Annotated in this window: 12 protein-coding genes; 9 read left to right on the top strand and 3 right to left on the bottom strand. The window is 70.5% G+C overall.

What is annotated here, in order from left to right; genetic code table 11:
* Nucleotides 1-21: 21 nt before the first annotated feature.
* From ACWFRJ_RS20065 to ACWFRJ_RS20045, 5 genes are all read left to right on the top strand, one after another.
* On the top strand, nt 22-429 hold the full coding sequence (locus ACWFRJ_RS20065) for a rodlin (protein WP_453532161.1): 408 nt from the start codon (nt 22-24) through the stop codon (nt 427-429).
* A 121-nt stretch (nt 430-550) separates the two neighbouring features.
* Nucleotides 551-850, top strand: coding sequence for a trypco2 family protein (locus ACWFRJ_RS20060; protein WP_453532158.1), 300 nt, complete (start codon nt 551-553; stop codon nt 848-850).
* An 11-nt stretch (nt 851-861) separates the two neighbouring features.
* Nucleotides 862-1929 (top strand): effector-associated domain 2-containing protein, encoded by a 1068-nt coding sequence (locus ACWFRJ_RS20055; RefSeq protein ID WP_453532155.1) that lies wholly within the window; start codon nt 862-864, stop codon nt 1927-1929.
* Between the two features lie 124 nt (nt 1930-2053).
* Nucleotides 2054-2221 carry a hypothetical protein gene (locus ACWFRJ_RS20050; protein WP_453532152.1) on the top strand — a complete coding sequence of 56 codons (168 nt, stop codon included), beginning with the start codon at nt 2054-2056 and terminating at the stop codon, nt 2219-2221.
* Nucleotides 2222-2253: 32 nt separating this feature from the next.
* Nucleotides 2254-4140, top strand: a complete 1887-nt coding sequence (locus ACWFRJ_RS20045) for an HEXXH motif domain-containing protein (RefSeq protein ID WP_453532150.1) — start codon at nt 2254-2256, stop codon at nt 4138-4140.
* Between the two features lie 12 nt (nt 4141-4152).
* On the opposite strand, the gene fxsT is transcribed toward ACWFRJ_RS20045, so the two are convergent.
* The 3 genes from fxsT to ACWFRJ_RS20030 all read right to left on the bottom strand — a co-directional run bounded on the left by fxsT (nt 4153) and on the right by ACWFRJ_RS20030 (nt 11152).
* Nucleotides 4153-8064 (bottom strand): FxSxx-COOH system tetratricopeptide repeat protein, encoded by a 3912-nt coding sequence (gene fxsT, locus ACWFRJ_RS20040; protein WP_453532147.1) that lies wholly within the window; start codon nt 8062-8064, stop codon nt 4153-4155.
* Between the two features lie 266 nt (nt 8065-8330).
* Nucleotides 8331-9782 carry a VMAP-C domain-containing protein gene (locus ACWFRJ_RS20035; RefSeq protein WP_453532144.1) on the bottom strand — a complete coding sequence of 484 codons (1452 nt, stop codon included), beginning with the start codon at nt 9780-9782 and terminating at the stop codon, nt 8331-8333.
* A 266-nt stretch (nt 9783-10048) separates the two neighbouring features.
* Nucleotides 10049-11152 (bottom strand): threonine synthase, encoded by a 1104-nt coding sequence (locus tag ACWFRJ_RS20030; protein WP_453532141.1) that lies wholly within the window; start codon nt 11150-11152, stop codon nt 10049-10051.
* Between the two features lie 204 nt (nt 11153-11356).
* Here ACWFRJ_RS20030 and ACWFRJ_RS20025 point away from each other — a divergent pair, with 204 nt between their 5' ends.
* From ACWFRJ_RS20025 to ACWFRJ_RS20010, 4 genes are all read left to right on the top strand, one after another.
* On the top strand, nt 11357-12643 hold the full coding sequence (locus ACWFRJ_RS20025) for a DUF4190 domain-containing protein (RefSeq protein ID WP_453532138.1): 1287 nt from the start codon (nt 11357-11359) through the stop codon (nt 12641-12643).
* Between the two features lie 83 nt (nt 12644-12726).
* Nucleotides 12727-13992, top strand: a complete 1266-nt coding sequence (locus ACWFRJ_RS20020; protein WP_453532135.1) for an alpha/beta hydrolase — start codon at nt 12727-12729, stop codon at nt 13990-13992.
* Between the two features lie 194 nt (nt 13993-14186).
* Nucleotides 14187-14939, top strand: a complete 753-nt coding sequence (locus ACWFRJ_RS20015) for a GntR family transcriptional regulator (protein WP_453532132.1) — start codon at nt 14187-14189, stop codon at nt 14937-14939.
* Between the two features lie 230 nt (nt 14940-15169).
* The gene (locus ACWFRJ_RS20010; RefSeq protein ID WP_453532129.1) at nt 15170-16864 is read left to right on the top strand and encodes a purine-cytosine permease family protein; all 1695 of its coding nucleotides are present in this window, start codon (nt 15170-15172) and stop codon (nt 16862-16864) included.
* Nucleotides 16865-16889 lie beyond the last annotated feature (25 nt).

Genomic DNA, 16889 nt, shown 5'->3' with positions numbered 1-16889 from the left:
CCGCTCTTGAAGGGAATCACCATGAAGAAGCTCCTGGCATCCGCGGCCATCGCCGCCTCCGTCGCCGGTATCTCGGCAGGAATGGCCCCCCAGGCCATGGCCATCGGTGACGACTCGGGCACCACGTCCCTGAGCGGCAACGGAGCCGACACGGCGTTCGGCAACTCCGCCACCGCGGGTCACCAGAGCCCCCAGCTCTCCCTTGTTCAGGGCGCCCTGAACAAGCCCTGCGTCGGTCTGCCGGTCAAGGCGAACGTCGGTTCCCTCGTCGGCCTCGTGCCGATCGCCGTCCAGGACATCCCGGTCCTGTCGGCCCCGCAGAACCAGCAGTGCACCGAGAACTCCACCCAGGCCAAGGGTGACGAGCCGATCTCGCACATCCTGAACGACATCCCGGTTCTGGCGGGCAACGGCGCCGGCAACAGCTAAGAAGCTGCCAGGGGCCGGCCGCCGTCGTGCCGGCCGGCCCCTTCGGTTTCCCCGGACCGCCTGCGCCGTGTGGCACCGCCTGCGCCGTGTGGCGGCGACACGCCGGGGGTAGGGGCTCGGCGTGATTGAACTCGCCGAGATGATCGCGCAGTTACGTGGGGAACTCACCGCCGCTATGGCAGCGGCCGAGGATGAGGAACTGGGCTTCGAACTGGGCCCCGTACAGCTCGAGGCGGAGTTCGCCGTGCAGCGGTCAGGTTCCGCTGACGGCAGGATCCGTTTCTGGGTCGTCGAGGCAGGCGCCTCCGGCCAGCAATCGCACGCCACCACCCACCGCGTCACCCTCAGCCTGGAACCCCGCGTCCGCGGTTCCGACGGGCGGCCCTGGGTCAGCGGTGACCAGACCGCACACGAGCGCTGAGCCCGGCCGTCATGTCGGCGCCGGGGGGCCTTGAGGCGGCGCGGGTCGCCGAAGTCCTTGTGGAGAGGCCCGGTGGAGATCCCGGGCGGCGCGGGTCGGGCTACCGCGTGGGCGACAGGTCCGTACTGACGGCCGCCCATGTCGTCATGGGCCCCGTGAAGTCGGTGCGGGTGCGCTTCGACGCCGATCTGCCGGGGGAGTGGAGCGCCGACGTACGCGTCGTGCTGCTCGCCGAGTCGGCGGACGTGGCGCTCCTGGAGATGACGGCCGTGCCGCCCGGCGCCGAGGGTGTCGAACCGCCCCGCTACGCGGCCGTACCCGAGAGCGATGTGGTGCTGCCCGTCAGCGCGATGGGCTTCCCGCGTTTCAAGCTGCGTGAGAGCGGCATGCGCCTGCTCGACGACGGCGCCCCCAGCCAGTACCGCGACTCCTGCCATGCCTCAGGGACCGTCTCCGTCCTGTCCAACCGCCGCGAGGGAACACTCGAACTGGCCGTTCTCGCACCGCGCGCGGACCCCGAACCCGGGCGTTCTCCCTGGGAGGGCATGTCCGGCGCGGTGGTCTGGTCCGGTGGTGCCGTCGTCGGGGTGATCAGCGCCCACCACCGCTCGGACGGCCTCGGCCGGCTCGCGGCCCGCAGGGTGGAGCACTGGTACGACGTACTGTCCCGGGCCGACCTCGCGCGTCTGAGCAAGGACGCGGGTCTTCCCGAGCGCGGAGGGCTCGGTTCCGCGGTGGGCCCGAAGGGCACTCCGGCCCCCGCGAGCCTGGCCGCTCTCCCCGCTGACCTGCCCTTGCGTGAACTCATGGGGCTCGTCGACGCGTTGGTGGAGATACCGTCCCTGCGAGAACCGAACGGCCTGGGCCTGGTGCTCGACAGCATCGACGCGGAGATCGCCGCGAACCGGCCGAGGGACACCCGGCTGAGGATGGACATCTACGGCATCGTGCGCACGTGTCTGCGCTACAGAGGCACACTCGATCAGCTCCTGGAGACCGTGCGGCTCCTGGAGGGGCAGTCGGCGCAAGTGGCCGGCGTGGACCGTGAAGCGGCTCAACTGGCCGATCGATACTGCTGACTTGATGTCGGGCACGGGTTCGATGCGGGGTTTCGAAGCGTGCCGTGCTGGGTCATCATGAGAGGGAAAGGGACTGCGCATGCACGGAATCGGGGGAGGGGACTTGGCAGCCGTGGAGCGATCGATGCCTGCCGTCGAGTCCGATCTCGTAGATCTCTCGGGGGTTTCTCTTGAAGCGCTGCTTTCCATGGACAGCAGTGCCATCGAGGGGTCGCTCGAGCCCCTGCTTGATCACATCGATGATGCCCAGGCCATCACGAACACATACGGAGGGCCGTCCCGTTTCGACTGACGGGACGGCCGCGGCGCCGTGGCGGCCGGCCCATGGCGGGTAGACCCACGGGGGCGGTGGCACTGCCGCTCCACCAGCTGTCGATCGCCGGTTTCCACGACCTGGCGCGGGGTGAAGGCGGCCGGGCGGTGATGGAGGAGCTCCTCGCCGCCGAGCGCAGCCGCCGCATGCTGTTGCTGCGGGCGCTGCACGACGGCCTTCCCAGGAACGGCGCGCCCCCGCAGGTCGGAGCAGCAATCTCGTACCGAGAGGCCTGGTCCCTCCTTGAGCGCGTCCAGCGGACGGCCCCGGATGTCTTCGACGACGTACTGATGTCACCGAACACGGGGATGTGGCTGTCCCTCGCGCTGCGTCGGCTCAGGGGCACCTCCTTCGAGGACACGCCCCTGTGGGTGGTGGCGGGGCATGTGTCGGCGCTCGCCGCGTCGGCGGGAGTGCGGGCCGGTCTCGACTTCTCGATCGCCGTGCCGGTGAGCCGGGGCATGGCGTTCCTGCCGACGCTGGGCTGCGCGGAGCTCGGGGCGAGGGAGCCGTGGAGCACCGCGCGCGTCGAGGCGCGGGACGGCCGGGCGCGGATCACCGGGGAACACGGCACGGTCCTTGTCGGGCCGGGGGGCGAGCACAGCGCGCCCGGATGGCATGCCGTGCGGCGGGTCACCCTGGGGACGACGCGTCCGCACCTGCGCCTCGCGCTGGAGGAGCTGGATCCCTACCGGACGTTCCCGCGCCCCAGCGATCCCCTGCTCCTGTCCGCGGCGGACGCACAGGCGTGGCAGGTCATGCTCACCGAAGCGTGGGAGATCCTGCTGCGCGACGACCCGGAGAGTGCCGAGGCGATGCGCGCCGGGCTCATGTCGGTGACCCCCACCCCCGCGAGGGAGAGGTTCCGGCCGCACAGCGTGACCGCGGGCGACGCCTTCGGAGGTGTCATGGCCTCGCGGCCGGACGACGCCGCACAGCTCGCCGCCACGCTGGTGCACGAGTTCCAGCACATCAAACTGGGCAGCCTGATGCGGCTGCGCCCCCTGAACGTGAGCGATTCCGCCCCCGGCTCCGGCTCCACCCCCGCCCCTGGCTCCGGCTCCGGCTCCGAAGAGCTGTTCCGCGCACCGTGGCGCGACGATCCGCGCCCGCTCGGCGGCCTGCTGCAAGGGATCTACGCCTTCGCCGGAGTCGCCCGCTTCTGGCGCGCCCACCGGAACTCCGCCGACGCCGCGCACGCTCCACTCGCGCACTTCGAGTTCGCGCTGTGGCGCACGCAGGTGTGGTCGACGCTGAACGTGGTGCGTACGCACGAGCGGCTGACGCCCTTGGGCCTGCGCCTCCTCGACACCCTGCGCGAGTCCTGCGCCGCGTGGCTCGACGAGGCTGTGCCGGACGAGGAGCTGTGTCTTGCCCGGGAGGCGACGGCCGGACACCGGGCACGCTGGCGCGCCCACCATCTGCGGCCGCCCGCCACCGCGGTGGACGACGCGGTGCGGGCCTGGCGGCGCGGGGACGACCGACCCGCGCCCGGTCTTGCCGCTGAGCCCGTCCTCGTACCCGACTCCGAGGCCCGTTTCCTGGACACCGAGGCCGTCCTGACCCGGTACCGGCTCACCGGCGCCGGCCAGGACGCGCGGGACGCCGAGGGAGCCGAGGACGCCGACGTCCTGTTGGCGCTCGACGACCGCGCCGGGGCGCGGGACGCCTTCGTCGCGCGGCTTTCGGGCAAGGGGGCGCCGCCCGGTGCGTGGGCCGGGCTTGGGCGGGCCCTCGCCGGTGACGAGGCCCACCAGGGCGCATCCCGGCTGTTGCGGAGCTTCCCGGAGCGGGCGTGTGCGGTGCAGCGCGCGCTGGAGAACGTGACGGGGCATGGCGCTGATCCGGTGCTGCTCGCGGAGTGGGTGGCGCGTGGCGCGCGGAGGCCCGGCGGCTGACCCGCCCGTCGGCTACAGCGGCACCGGGTCGATGTCGCAGTTGGCCCGCTGGCCCGCCTTGGCCTGGAGCGTGGCCGGGTGCGGTGAGCCGGGCTCCACGAGGAGCCGCGGAGCGTCGAGTACGCGTTCCATGCGGGCCAGGGTGTCGGCGCGCAGCGCGGCGCCCTCGGTCTCCTCGCCCAGCTCGATCAGGTCCATCGCGAGGTTCCCCGCGCACGCGAGCGTGGTGGGGTGGTCGTCGCCGAAGGTGGTGCGGCAGTGCTCCAACGTCCGCCGCCCGAGCTCGTGGGCCGCGTGGTGGTCGCCGAGGGCGGCCAGGTCGCTTGCCAGGTTGATGGCGGTGGCCAGGACGATGGGGTGGGCCTCGCCCAGGCGTTCGGTCAGCGAGGCGAGCGCGGCCTCGTCGAGGCGCTTCGCCTCGGCGGGCTGACCCAGAAGGCGCAGGGTGACGGCGAGGTCGACGTCCGCGGACAGGACATGCGGGTGCTGCGGGGAGAAGATGTTGCGGTACTCCTGGCAGGCCTTGATGCCGCGCTCGCGTGCCGCGTTCAGGTCGCCGTTCTGGCGCAGGGCCACCGACAGGGTCAGGGCGGCGGACAGCGACGAGGGGTGGGTGTCGCCGTACCGGCGGGAGAACTTCGAGTACGCCTCCGTGGCGAGTTCCAGGGACTGCGCGTGGTCGCCGGCCTTGCGGGCGGCCTCGCTGAGCTGGCGCATGGTGTGGATGGTCGAGGGGTTGCCGCTGCCGAACACGTCGCGGTAGGCGTCGAGGACGGCCTGCTGGCGGGCGCGGGCGCCTACGTAGTCGCCCCTCTCGCGTACGTCGATGGCGACGTTGTTCTCCGTCATCAGGGTCCGCGCGTGGTCCTGGCCGAGGACGCGCAGACGCAGCGCGAGGGTGCTCTCGTCGAGTTCGAGGGCCTGGCGGAAGTCTCCGACGAGGCGCAGGCTCGTGCCGAGGTTGTGGGCGGCGTCGAGCGTCGTGGGGTCCTCCTCGCCGAACGCCCTGCGCGCCCGCTCGTAGACCGTCGCGTCCAGCTGCGCTCCGAGCGCGAATTCGCCCTCGACGCGGCGCACCGCGGCTTCCAGGCCGATCGCGGCCAGCGCGTCCTCGCGGACGTCCTCGCGTCCTGCGGGCGCCGTGCGCTCGTAGATCTCCTTGAGCTTGGCCACCAGTTCGACGGCTTCGCCGTGCCGGCCGAGGACCCAGTAGATGTAGCAGAGCCACTGGCCCATGAGCAGCGTCTGCTGGTCCTCCGGGCCGAAGACGCTCTGCCACGTCTCCCAGGCCTGTTCGGAGAAGTCGAGCGACACCTCGTGGTCGCCCCAGTGGTAGAGGTACCGGGCGACGTTCATGACGAGCTGACGCACCCAGGGCTGGTCCGACTTGATGGCGTCGGAGGCGATGACGTGGCCGTAGAGCTCGGCATAGCGCGGCCAGTTCGCCGCCGTGGTGGGCGCCTTCGGGTCCGCGGCGGCAAGCAGGGTGTGTGCGCCGTGACGCATGCGGGACTGCTCCTCGGGCGTCATGCGGTTGTTCAGGACGAGCTGGACGAGGCGGTGCATCTCGATGGAGTTCGTACGGTGGTCGATGCGCGCCAGGGAGTAGCGGTTGACCTCCCTTATGGCGCGCGCGAGCCGCATCGGGTCGTTCAGCGTCGCGTCGAGCTCGGGGAAGATGCTGCTGTTCCCGAGGCCGGAGAAGATGGACCGCGAGATCGGGTCAGGAGCGAAGTACGAGCAGAGCTGCAGCAGGCGCAGGGCCGAGGGGCTGCGGGTCTCCAGGTGGTCGAGCGAGACGTTCCAGGCGGCGGCGACCGGCAGCTGGTAGTCCGGGGGCGGGGACGTCTCCAGGAGTTCGGTGCGCTTGTTCTCGAAGAGGCGCAGATACTCGGATGCGGGCATGCCGGTCTCCGCACGCCACGCGGCTGCCTGTTCGAGGGCGAGCGGCAGGTCTCCAAGGGCCTCGGCGAGCCGGTCGGCCTCCTCCTCCTGGAGGGGCGGCCCGGAGTGGCGCAGGAGCTCCTTGCTCTCCTCGCGGGTGAAGACGTCCACCTCGAGCGAGCCGCCGACCAGACCCCACCGCCGGTTGCGGGAGGTCACCAGGATCGTGCCGTTGCCTCCGGTGGGGAAGTAGTGGCGTACCTGCTCGGGGTTGTCGGCGTTGTCGAAGATCAGCAGCCAGCGCGAGAAGGGGCGGCCCTCGCGCAGTGCCTCACGCACCGCGGGGCCCGCGATGTTCGCCTCGGTGCTGGTCTCCAGGCCCAGGCGCCCGGCCAGTTCCACCAGGGCCTGACCGATCTGGCCCGGCCGCTCGGAGGGGATCCACCAGACGATGTCGTACTCGCTCTGGTGCCGGTACGCGTACTCGATGGCCAGCTGGGTCTTGCCCACGCCGCCCATGCCGTGGATCGCCTCGGGCAGGACCGTGGTCGTGCCTTCGCCCAGACGCTCGCCGAGGAGTTCGAGGAGCTCCGTGCGGCCGGTGAAATTGGGGTTCCTCGGCGGCAGGTTTCCCCAGACACGCGGCTGTGATGTGCGGTCCCCCTCCACCGTTTGCTGAGGCGTAGTCGACATCGCTGATGCTCCTTCAAGGGCGTGCTGGGGGACGGAGGTTCCACCGCTTTTCGCCAGGCTGACTGCGTATCGACGATCGTGCCAGCCGAGTACCCCCGCGAGCAGGGCGGCGCGCTGCATGAAACGTCCGGAGAGTGCCCTCAGCGCGGCGAGTTCCACGCGGAGGAAGCCGATGTTGCGGCTGTTCACCCGGGGCATGGCCAGGGTGTCCAGTGGTTCGGCGGGGGAGGGCAGCGGCGAGGGGGCTCCTGTTCCGTCCCCCGCCAATAACGCGCGTACGTCGTGCAGGATCCGTGCCGTGTCGCTGCGGCGGCCCAGGGCGAGCAGCTCTTCGCGGATGTCGGGAGCGAAGGAGAACGCCACGTCCGTCACGCCGTCGCCCCCTGTCCCACTGGGCCGGACGAGGCCGCTCATCAGGAGTTCCGACGCGTGCACCGGACCCGCTCCCGGTGTGGTCCGAAGGACCTTGCGGATGAGGGGGAGGCTCAGGGGCACGGCGGACAGACGCGTCGCCAGGGTGAAAGCCGTGGGCGACGCACCGGCGCGGAAGTCCGACACGCGCTCCGACGCGGGCACCGTACTGCTCGGGTCGGGGACGCCGTCCGTCCAGGGCAGGGCGCGCGCCGCGTCGGGCCTGCGCTTCCACTCCCGCGCCCGGATGGCGGACATCTCGAGCCAGCGCGGCTCGGGTCCCATGACGAGCTGGGTCCAGGCCTCGGCCCAGCGGTTGGTCAGCGCGAGGACCGGTACGAGGACCGCGTCGCCTTCGACCTCGGGCTCGTCCGGGTCGTGCGACTCCACCGGGGCCTCGCGCGGCTCCCAGTCGAGTTCGCTGTTGGCCGCCCAGGCGTGGGCGGCACGCAGCCGCACCCGCCGGACGTCGAGGCCCGTACGGAACCACAGCTGTTGCGGGAGTACGTGCACCACGGCGACCGGGCCGCCGCGCCCCCAGGCGCGCAGCAGCGGCATGACCGCGCCCGACCGCCATCCGGCCGCGAGTCCGTCGGTCAGTACGAGGATCACGCGGCGTATGTCACCGGCGCCGCCGAGCGGTTCCTCCGGCCTCAGGCGGGTGGGGTCGGTCTCGTCGGTGCCGTTCAGGCGCAGTACGCGTACGCGCGCGAAGTCCCCTTCGCGGTTCAGCTCGTCGACCAGGTCGTCGACCGCCTGCTCCCACACCTTCATCGTCACATGGCTGTCGATGACGAGGACCGCTTCGGCGTGCTCCTGTCTGCCCGACCGGCCGGGCTCGGCATGTCCGAGTCGGCCGAGAACGGACGCGGCCTCACGGCGTGCCCGCGTGGCCGGTCCCTGCCGTTGCCCTCCGTTGTCATGGTCGTCATGCATATGCGCCCTCAAGGCGTCGTGGCGGCCAGAACGGTTGTGCGGAGTCCCGCAGAGAGCGGGCATGCGTGACGTCCACAGGCGCAGCGTGACAGTGCGCCCGCACTGCGAGCAAGGGGGTACGGCGGCATGGGCCGGGGCGCGCGTAAATCGTGCTAGAAGTCGCGCCGGGTGACAGCCGCGGGGCAGCGGAGGCCGGCTGGTTCACGGAGCGGCACCTCCTGTCGCCGTGTGCGGGAGGTTCACGGACGTGTGCTCGACGGGCGGGTTCAATTCGTCACCGGCGCACGGTCGGGGCCGGGCGGCCCGGGTCTGCGTTCCGGATCGTCGAGCAGGATCGCCAGATGGCGCCCCACGTGGTTGTCCCAGCCCTCGGGGCCGAGCGCCAGAGCCTCCTTGCGCCAATTTCCGGCGCGCGAGACCAGACTGGACAGACCTCGGTCCTGGACCATCTCGGCGACCGCTTCCTTGAAGGCCGGGTCACCGCAGTCGCCCCGGTGCCAGATCATCGCGGGCACCCCGGCCCGCAGCCCGGCCATGAACTCCTGGTGGCCCGCGGGAGAGTCGGTCCCCGGTGGCTGGCTCAGGACCAGGCAGACCGCGTGGTCGTCCTCCTTCAGCTCGCGCTCCAGGTGGAAGTGCGACTGGCCGGGAGGATTGAAGTACGAGTGGCTGTCGGCGGGTTGTTCCTTGAGCTGACGCCACTTCTTGTGCCAGGGACGGTGCCAGGCTGCCTTGCGCAGGCGCTCGAAACTGCGGATCAGGACCGCGTAGTCCATCACCAGGGGCGTCGGTGACGAGGAGGAGGACTCCTTGTGCCACCACTCCACGGGCTCCCCGAGCAATTCCCACGGGAGGATGAATTCCAGGACGACCGGTTGCCGCAGGTCGGCCCACCGCTCCTCGGTCTGCTCGATGAGGACCTCGACCTCGGCGGGCAGCTCGTCGCGGTGCAGGTGGAGGGTCTCGCCCGGTACGGGATGCCAGCCCTCGGCGTCCGACTGGCGCCAGTGGGAGAGGAAATAGCGGTCGGGGTCCACTCCGTCGGGCTCGAACTGGATCATCAGATAGGCGGGCACCATGGGCGCGGGTGCCTGCTGGAGCATGCCGCTGCGCTGCCAGTCGGAGATCTGGTCCTCGAGGCCCCACACCCTGACCTGCTGACGGTTCCAGCGACGCAGGGACTCCGCTGCCTCCATCTGTCCGTCCTCCACGAGCTGTTCGGCGGCCAGTACCAGGAACGCCATGCTCACGGGGAGTTCCTTCGCGGCGGTGTTGTCGCCTGCCAGTCGTAGGAAGACTGCCCATCCCGTGTCGCACCACGCGGGCATCTCCTGTGTGCGCGACCGGCTTGCACGCCGGGCGAGGGCGGCGAGTCCCGCCGACGAGCGCATGTCCTGCAGAACGGGCCGCAAGGGATGCAGGTCGGCGCCGTCGAAGAACTCCACGGCCTCCCACTCGTCCACGAGCCGCAGCAGCGACAGAATGGCGGAAGACCGCTGTTCCAGATACTTCAGGCAGCGCACCAGACACGGCAGCCCGTCAGGGACGTCCGCGCACTGTTCCACCAGGTGGAGCAGCCACGGCCGGAGCGCAGCGTTGCGCAAGGGGGCGACGGGGCATGCCAGTTCGTCGCTCAGCATGCGTACCCATATGTCGGCGCTGTTCTCCTGCCGTAGCGTCCCCGATTCCTGCAGTACGTCGACGATGTCGGCGACCAATTCGTGTCGAACCCTCGCCGGGCTGCGCGCTTCCACCCCCGTGACCTCCCGATCGCCACCAGTAGTTCAGCAGTCAGCACTCGTGTATCGATGCTGCGGCACCGTCGTGTCGATGGTGCCGACAAGCGTACGACCACAGCCCAACTCAGGGCAGGCCTCCGGCCATTCGTGGATGAGTGCGGTCGGCGGCAGGGGTATTCGGTGGTAGTGCGGTCGGTGGTTGTTCAGCCGGAGACGTTTCAGTCGTTTCAGTTGTTTCATTCGGTTCAGTCGGCGAGGCCGGATCTCAGACCCGCCCCGCACAGCGGCACCACCGCCGTGCGCTCGCCGAGAGCGCCGTCCCGCACTGCCGCCCAGCACGCCACCCCGGTCGCCTCGACGTACAAGCCGCGCTTCGCCAGATCCCTTTGTGCGGACCGGATCTGATCCTCCGTCACCGTCAGGAAGGCGCCGCCGGATCCGCGTACCGCCCGCAGGATCTGCCGCGCGCGTGGCGGACGCGGAATCGCGATGCCCTCCGCGAGCGTGGGCGCCATCGGGGTGGTGCCCAGGGGCTCGTCGGCGCCCGCGTGCCAGGCCTCCGCCAGCGGGGAGACCGCCGCTGCCTGCACGGCGTACAGCGAGGGGGCCTTCGCGATCAGGCCCGCCGCGTGCAGCTCACGTACCGCGAGGGCCGCGCCGAGCAGCAGGGTGCCGTTGCCCACGGGCACGACGAGCACGTCCGGCAGTCGGCCGCCCAGGTCCTCCCAGAGCTCATGTACGTACGTCTTGGTGCCCTGAAGGAAGTAGGGATTGTGGACGTGCGAGGCGTAGAAGGTGCCGGGCGCGTCGGCCGCCTCCCGTGCCGTCCGCGCCGTCTGCTCGCGGTCACCCGGGACGACTTCGAGCCGCGCCCCGTGCGCGCCGATCTGCTCCAGCTTCTTCGGCGACGTGCCCTCGGGGACGTACACGGTGCAGGGCAGCCCGGCCCGCGCGCAGTACGCGGCGACCGCCGTGCCCGCGTTGCCGCTGCTGTCGGCGATCACCCGATCCGGGCCGAGCCGCAGCGCGAGCGCGGCGAGCACGACCGCGCCGCGGTCCTTGAAGGAGAGCGTCGGCATCAGGAAGTCGAGCTTGGCCGAGATCGCGCCGTCCAGCGGTACGAGCGGCGTGCGGCCCTCGCCGAGCGAGAACGCGGGGGCGGGCAGCGGCAGGGACTCCGCGTACCGCCACAGGGAATTGACTCTTCCGGTGAGGGACTTCAGCGGCGCTGGATTGGGCGAGAAGTCCAGGTCGAGCGGGCCGCGGCAGACGGGGCAGCACCAGGCGAGAGTGCCCGCTGGGACACGGGTTCCGTCGGTGGGGCAGAAGCAATCCGGCAGAGCTGTCATGTCGGCAGGCTAGTTTCCTCCTGGGCCTGACCCCTCGCTCCTGGGCGTGCCCCCTTCCTCCTGTCCTCCTGGGCGTGGCTTCTCGCTACGCCGGTAGGCGAGGACGAGGTGCGCCTTGCGTACGCTCATTCGATGCGAAGCCCCGCCCGCACCGACTGACTCTCTCGCACCGACTGACCCGTCCGAACCAGGAGCACGCCACCCGTGGACATACCCCCGCCGCCCGACCTCGGCGGTCGCCCCCAGCAGCCGTACGGGCAGGCCCCTTACGGGCAGGCTCCTTACGGGCCGCCGCCCGCGCAGCCTCCGTATCCGGGCGGACCCCAGGGGCCGTATCCGGGCGGGCCCCAGGTGCCTTACCAGCGATGGCCGGGCCAGTACTCCCCGTACTCCCGCCCTCCGGTCAACGGTTTCGCGATCGCCTCGCTCGTCCTTGGCATCCTCTGCTTCCTGCCCGCCGTCGGCCTGATCCTCGGTCTCATCGCGCTCGCGCAGATCTCGAAGAAGGGGGAGCGCGGCAAGGGCATGGCGATCGCGGGCAGCATCCTCTCCGTCGTCGGCATCGTGCTGCTCGTGCTCGCCGTCGCCACCGGGGCCGCACACGACTTCATGGACGGCTTCCGGCAGGGCGCGCGCGATGCCGCCCGGAGCGGCTCCGGGTTCCCCGTCGACAAGGGGGAGTGCTTCAACGTCCCGGGCGGCAAGCTCGGAGGGGCGGAGTACGCCTTCCAGGTCGACACGGTGCCCTGTTCGTCGCGGCACGACGGTGAGGTCTTCGCTTCGTTCCCCGTGAACCACGTGAGCTTCCCCGGCGACTCCGAACTCGCCTCCCTCGCCAAGAAGAACTGCGTCGACCTCCAGGCCGGCTACGTCCTCGACACCTGGACCGACTGGGGTGACGCCGAGATCAACTACTTCGTGCCCGACCAGGACACCTGGCGTCAGGGAGACCGTGACGTCACCTGTCTCTTCGGCGACGCGGAGGAGAAGCGCACCCTGAAGGGCTCGTTGCGCCGCGACGGCACGAACCTCGACGCCGACCAGCTCGCCTACCTGAAGGCGGACAAGGCCCTCTACGAGGCGTTCGGGACCGATCCCGAGACGGAGAATTTCGAGGAGGACCTGCCGGGCCACAAGGAGTGGGCGGGCCGCGTCGAGAAGGGCCTCGCCGAGCAGGCGCGGCTGCTGCGTGCGCACGACTGGCCCACGAAGGCGGACGCCGACGTCACCGCCCTCGTCGAAGCGATCGACCAGAACCGCGAGCAGTGGAGGAAGGCGTCCACCGCCACGGACGCCGACGACTTCGGCGCGTACTACGTGCCGGCGCAGCGGCACGTCGGCGGCGAGCGGGAGGCGGCGGCGCGCAAGCCCCTGGGCCTGGCGACCACTTCGCCTCGTGACGCGAACCCCGGGGGCGACGGCGGAGGCGACGGCGGAGGCGAGGGCGGGAGTCATGAGGACGGCGGAGGCGGGGAAGGATTCGCGGTGTGACGAGCGGGTCCGGTCGTCGCGAGGGTGCTCACCGGCCACTCACCCTAAGGGCTTTTTGTCCGCTTCTGTGATAGTTCTTCGGCGTGACGACCGTCATGACGCCGACCGTCGCGCCCCAGCGCGTTCCGGGGCCCGCGGCACCGGACTCTCCCCGAAGGGGTAGCCACAACGGCAGGAAAGAGCCCAGGGTTTCGTGCGTCGCGCACCTCTCCCGCGGGCTCCTCGTCGCCGTCGCCCTCCTGAACGCCGCCCTCGTCGTGCTCGTCGCATCGCCGCTGCCCCGCGTCCCGCTCCTGGTGCTCGTCGCGGCGGCGGTCACCTCCTGGGGGCTCGTACTCGTGCCGCCCGCGGTCATCGGTCTGACGGTCGGCGTGCTCGCGGGGCGACGGCACCCCTGGTGCGCCGGGCTCGCCGTCCTTACGGCGTTCGTCGCGCTCGTCTACGGAGTCATGCCGTACGCCGCCACGTATCGCACTGCCCAGGGCTACGGACAATCCCTTGCGCCCACCGCCTACTTCGACGGCATCAACTACGCCAAGGCCCCCGACGGCGACCGTACGCGCCGCTACGCCCGCATCGGCGAGCAGCGCGGCAAGCTGGACCTCTGGACCCTGCCGAAGCGGGACGGGGTGCGTCACCCGGCCGTGGTCTGGGTGCACGGGGGCGGCTGGAACAAGGGGCACCGGAGTCAGAGCCCCGCGTGGAACCGCTGGTTCAACGCGCACGGCTGGTCGGTCTTCGACATCGACTACCGGCTCGCGCCCCGCGTGACCCAGCTCGACCAGATCGGCGACGTGAAGTGCGCCGTGGGCTGGGTGCGACGGCACGCGCGCGCGTACGGCGTCGATCCGGACCGCCTTGTCCTCGCGGGGAGTTCGGCGGGCGGCAATCTCGCCCTCTCCGCCGCCTACACGGAGGGTGATGACCGCGTCCCCGCGTCCTGTGCGGTGCGTGACAGTTCGGTCGCCGGGGTGATCTCCCTCTACGGGCCGACCGACATGGGGCGCCTCATCGCCGGGACCGCGCTGCGCGGCGACCCCATGATCCCGCGTCTGATGGGCGGTTCGGCGAAGGCCGTACCCGCCCGCTACCTGCTGGGTTCGCCCGCGAAGCTCGTTCGGACCGATGTGCCGCCCACGCTTCTGCTGCACGGCAGCGCGGACCGCGCGGTGCCGGTGGGGCAGGCGCGGGAGCTGGCTCGGCGGCTCGACGCGGCGGGGGCCCCCGCGACGTATGTCGAACTCCCCTGGGCGGACCACTGCTTCGACGTGAACTGGGGCGGATGGGGAAGCCAGATCGCGAGAACGGCGATTTCCCGCTTCCTCGCCATCCGGGGCGAGAGCGTCTGATCGCCGTTTCCCGGATCGACGCGAGAACGTGATCGCTTGAGCGGGAACGTGATCGCCATAGCTGTGTAAAGCTCCTGCGTAAAGACCTGAGCCCCCGGAAGTCATCACTTCGAGTGATTCTTTGGCCTTGGGTTGCGGTCAACAACCGTCGGTTGCCAGGCTGTTGCTGTCTGTCAACCTGATGGGAGTGGCCAGTGACTTTCGGTGAACAGCCGGCGTATCTGCGTGTCGCGGGTGATCTCCGCAAGAAGATCGTCGACGGTTCGCTGCCGCCGCACACCCGACTGCCCTCGCAGGCCAGGATCCGCGAGGAGTACGGGGTGTCGGACACGGTCGCCCTGGAGGCCCGTAAGGTCCTGATGGCCGAAGGCCTGGTCGAAGGACGTTCCGGATCCGGCACCTATGTGCGCGAGCGACCTGTGCCCCGCCGCGTGGCGCGCACGGGCTACCGCGCCTCCGGAGGCTCGACGCCCTTCCGGCAGGAGCAGGCGGAGGACGGTGCGCGCGGCACTTGGGAGTCCCGCAGCGAACAGGCGGAGGCGAGCAGCGCGGTCGCCGAGCGCCTCGGCGTCCGCGCGGGCGACCGCGTGATGTGCACGAGGTACGTCTACCGCGACGCGGGCGAGGTGATGATGCTCTCCACCTCCTGGGAGCCCCTCGCCGTCACCGGACGCACTCCGGTGATGCTCCCCGAGGAGGGGCCGCTCGGCGGCTGCGGAGTGGTCGAGCGCATGGCGGCCATCGACGTGGTCGTGGACAACGTCGCGGAGGAGGTCGGCGCGCGCCCGGGTCTCGCGGAGGAGCTCATGTCGCTCGGCGGTGTCCCCGGCCATGTGGTGATCGTCGTGCAGCGGACGTACTACGCGTCGGGCAAGCCGGTCGAGACGGCCGACGTCGTGGTGCCCGCGGACCGGTATCGGATCGCATACCACTTGCCGGTGAAGTGACCGCGTACGACCTGCCGGTGGGGTGACCGCACACCACCTGCCGGTGAGGTGACCGCGCGCCCCGGCGTGCGCCCGGAATCCGGACGGGCCCGTCCGCCCGCCGTGATCGCGAGTTAACGCGCGCCCGGCTTCCGTAACGCCGGCGCCATCACGCCCTGCGGCGACTTGTCATGTACGGCTCCTAACTTCATCGCCCGTACCCGCAATCCGGTCGGACGACAGGAACCCTCATGACGGATACGGCCACCCGCGACACCAGCGCCGCCGCAGGACCACCGCCCAAGCGCAGCTACGCGAAGATGGCGGCCGACGAGAGCCGCGAGGACTACTCCCTGCGGTACGCGCCGCACTCCTTCCGGCGCTGGTCGCCGACGATGGTCGCCTCGACCGCGCTCGGCGGCATCGCCTACCTCGCGGACTTCGCGATCGGCGCGTCCATCGTCTTCACCTACGGCTTCACCAGCGGGCTCGCCTCGATCCTGTGCGCCGCGACGATCATCTTCGTCACCGGCATCCCGATCGCGCGGGCCTGCGCCAAATATGGCCTTGACATGGACCTGGTGACCCGGGGTGCGGGCTTCGGCTACTTCGGCTCGACGCTGACGTCACTGATCTACGCCTCGTTCACGTTCATCTTCTTCGCGCTCGAAGGCTCGATCATGGCCCAGGCCATGCACCAGGCCGTCGGGCTCCCGGTGGAGTTCGGCTACTTGATCACGACGCTCATCGTGATCCCGATCGTCTTCCGCGGCATGGGCGCCCTGGCCAAGGTGCAGGCCTGGACGCAGCCGATCTGGCTCGTCGGGATGGTGCTGCCCTTCGTGGTGCTCGCCTTCGAGGCGCCGGACGCCTGGGGGGCCTTCGCCTCCTTCGGGGGCACCGAGGGTGCGGGCAGCGGCTTCTCCTGGGTCGCCTTCGGGCTCGGCACGGGGGTCGCGCTCTCGCTCATCGCCCAGATCGGCGAGCAGGCGGACTATCTCCGCTTCATGCCTGCAAAGACCGAGCAGAACAAAAGGCGTTGGAATCTGGCCGTTCTCGCGGCGGGTCCCGGCTGGGTCATCATCGGCGCGGCCAAGCAGCTCGGCGGCGCGCTCCTGGCGTTCGTGGCCCTGGAGGCCGTCGGCAAGACGCACGCACTGGAGCCGATCGCCCCGCAGATCGAGGCCCTGAAACCCTGGCTCGGCTCCTTCGCGCTGCCCGCCGCGGCCCTCTTCGTGATCGTCTCGCAGATCAAGATCAACGTGACCAACGCCTACAGCGGCTCGCTGTCCTGGTCGAACTTCTTCTCCCGCGTCACGCACAAGCACCCGGGCCGGGTCTGGTACATCTTCCTCAACCTCGCCATCGCGCTGACGCTGATGGAGATGAACATGTTCGCGGCCCTCAACAAGCTGCTCGGGTTCTACTCGAACGTCGGCATCGCGTGGATCGTGGCGGTCGCCGCCGACCTCGTCATCAACAAGAGGATGGGCTGGAGTCCCCCGTACATCGAGTTCAAGAGGGCTTATCTCTACGCGGTGAACCCTGCGGGCTTCGGCTCGATGGTGATCGCCTCCGTGGTGTCGATCCTGGCCTTCTTCGGTCTCTTCGGGCGGTACGCGGAAGCCTTCTCGACGTTCATCGCGGCCGGTCTCGCCGTCACTCTCTGTCCGTTGATCGCCTGGGCGACGAAGGGCAAGTACTACCTGGCGCGCCCCAATCCGGTGAACGGTCCGCACGTCGATGTCCCCGACGTGACGGCCACGCACGCGTGCGGCGTCTGCGAGACGGCGTACGAACTCCCCGACATCGCGGACTGCCCGGTGCAGTCGGGCCCGATCTGCTCTCTGTGCTGTTCGTTGGACGCGGAATGCAAAGACGTCTGCCGTACGTCGTCGTCGCGTGCGCCGGTGCTCATGCCGATGCCGACGGTGCGCGCCCAGTGATGCGGGCTCATATCGGCTGAACGGT

Source organism: Streptomyces sp. NPDC055239, from assembly GCF_053606205.1.
This window is presented reverse-complemented; position numbering and strand designations above follow the sequence as displayed.

What these genes read in the sequence shown, in the direction of transcription:
- ACWFRJ_RS20065 (WP_453532161.1), top strand. Translation starts at nt 22, where the DNA reads ATGAAGAAGCTCCTGGCATCCGCGGCCATCGCCGCCTCCGTCGCCGGT.
- ACWFRJ_RS20055 (WP_453532155.1), top strand. Translation starts at nt 862, where the DNA reads ATGTCGGCGCCGGGGGGCCTTGAGGCGGCGCGGGTCGCCGAAGTCCTT.
- ACWFRJ_RS20050 (WP_453532152.1), top strand. Translation starts at nt 2,054, where the DNA reads ATGCCTGCCGTCGAGTCCGATCTCGTAGATCTCTCGGGGGTTTCTCTT.
- ACWFRJ_RS20045 (WP_453532150.1), top strand. Translation starts at nt 2,254, where the DNA reads ATGGCGGGTAGACCCACGGGGGCGGTGGCACTGCCGCTCCACCAGCTG.
- fxsT (WP_453532147.1), bottom strand. Translation starts at nt 8,064, where the DNA reads ATGCATGACGACCATGACAACGGAGGGCAACGGCAGGGACCGGCCACG.
- ACWFRJ_RS20030 (WP_453532141.1), bottom strand. Translation starts at nt 11,152, where the DNA reads ATGACAGCTCTGCCGGATTGCTTCTGCCCCACCGACGGAACCCGTGTC.
- ACWFRJ_RS20010 (WP_453532129.1), top strand. Translation starts at nt 15,170, where the DNA reads ATGACGGATACGGCCACCCGCGACACCAGCGCCGCCGCAGGACCACCG.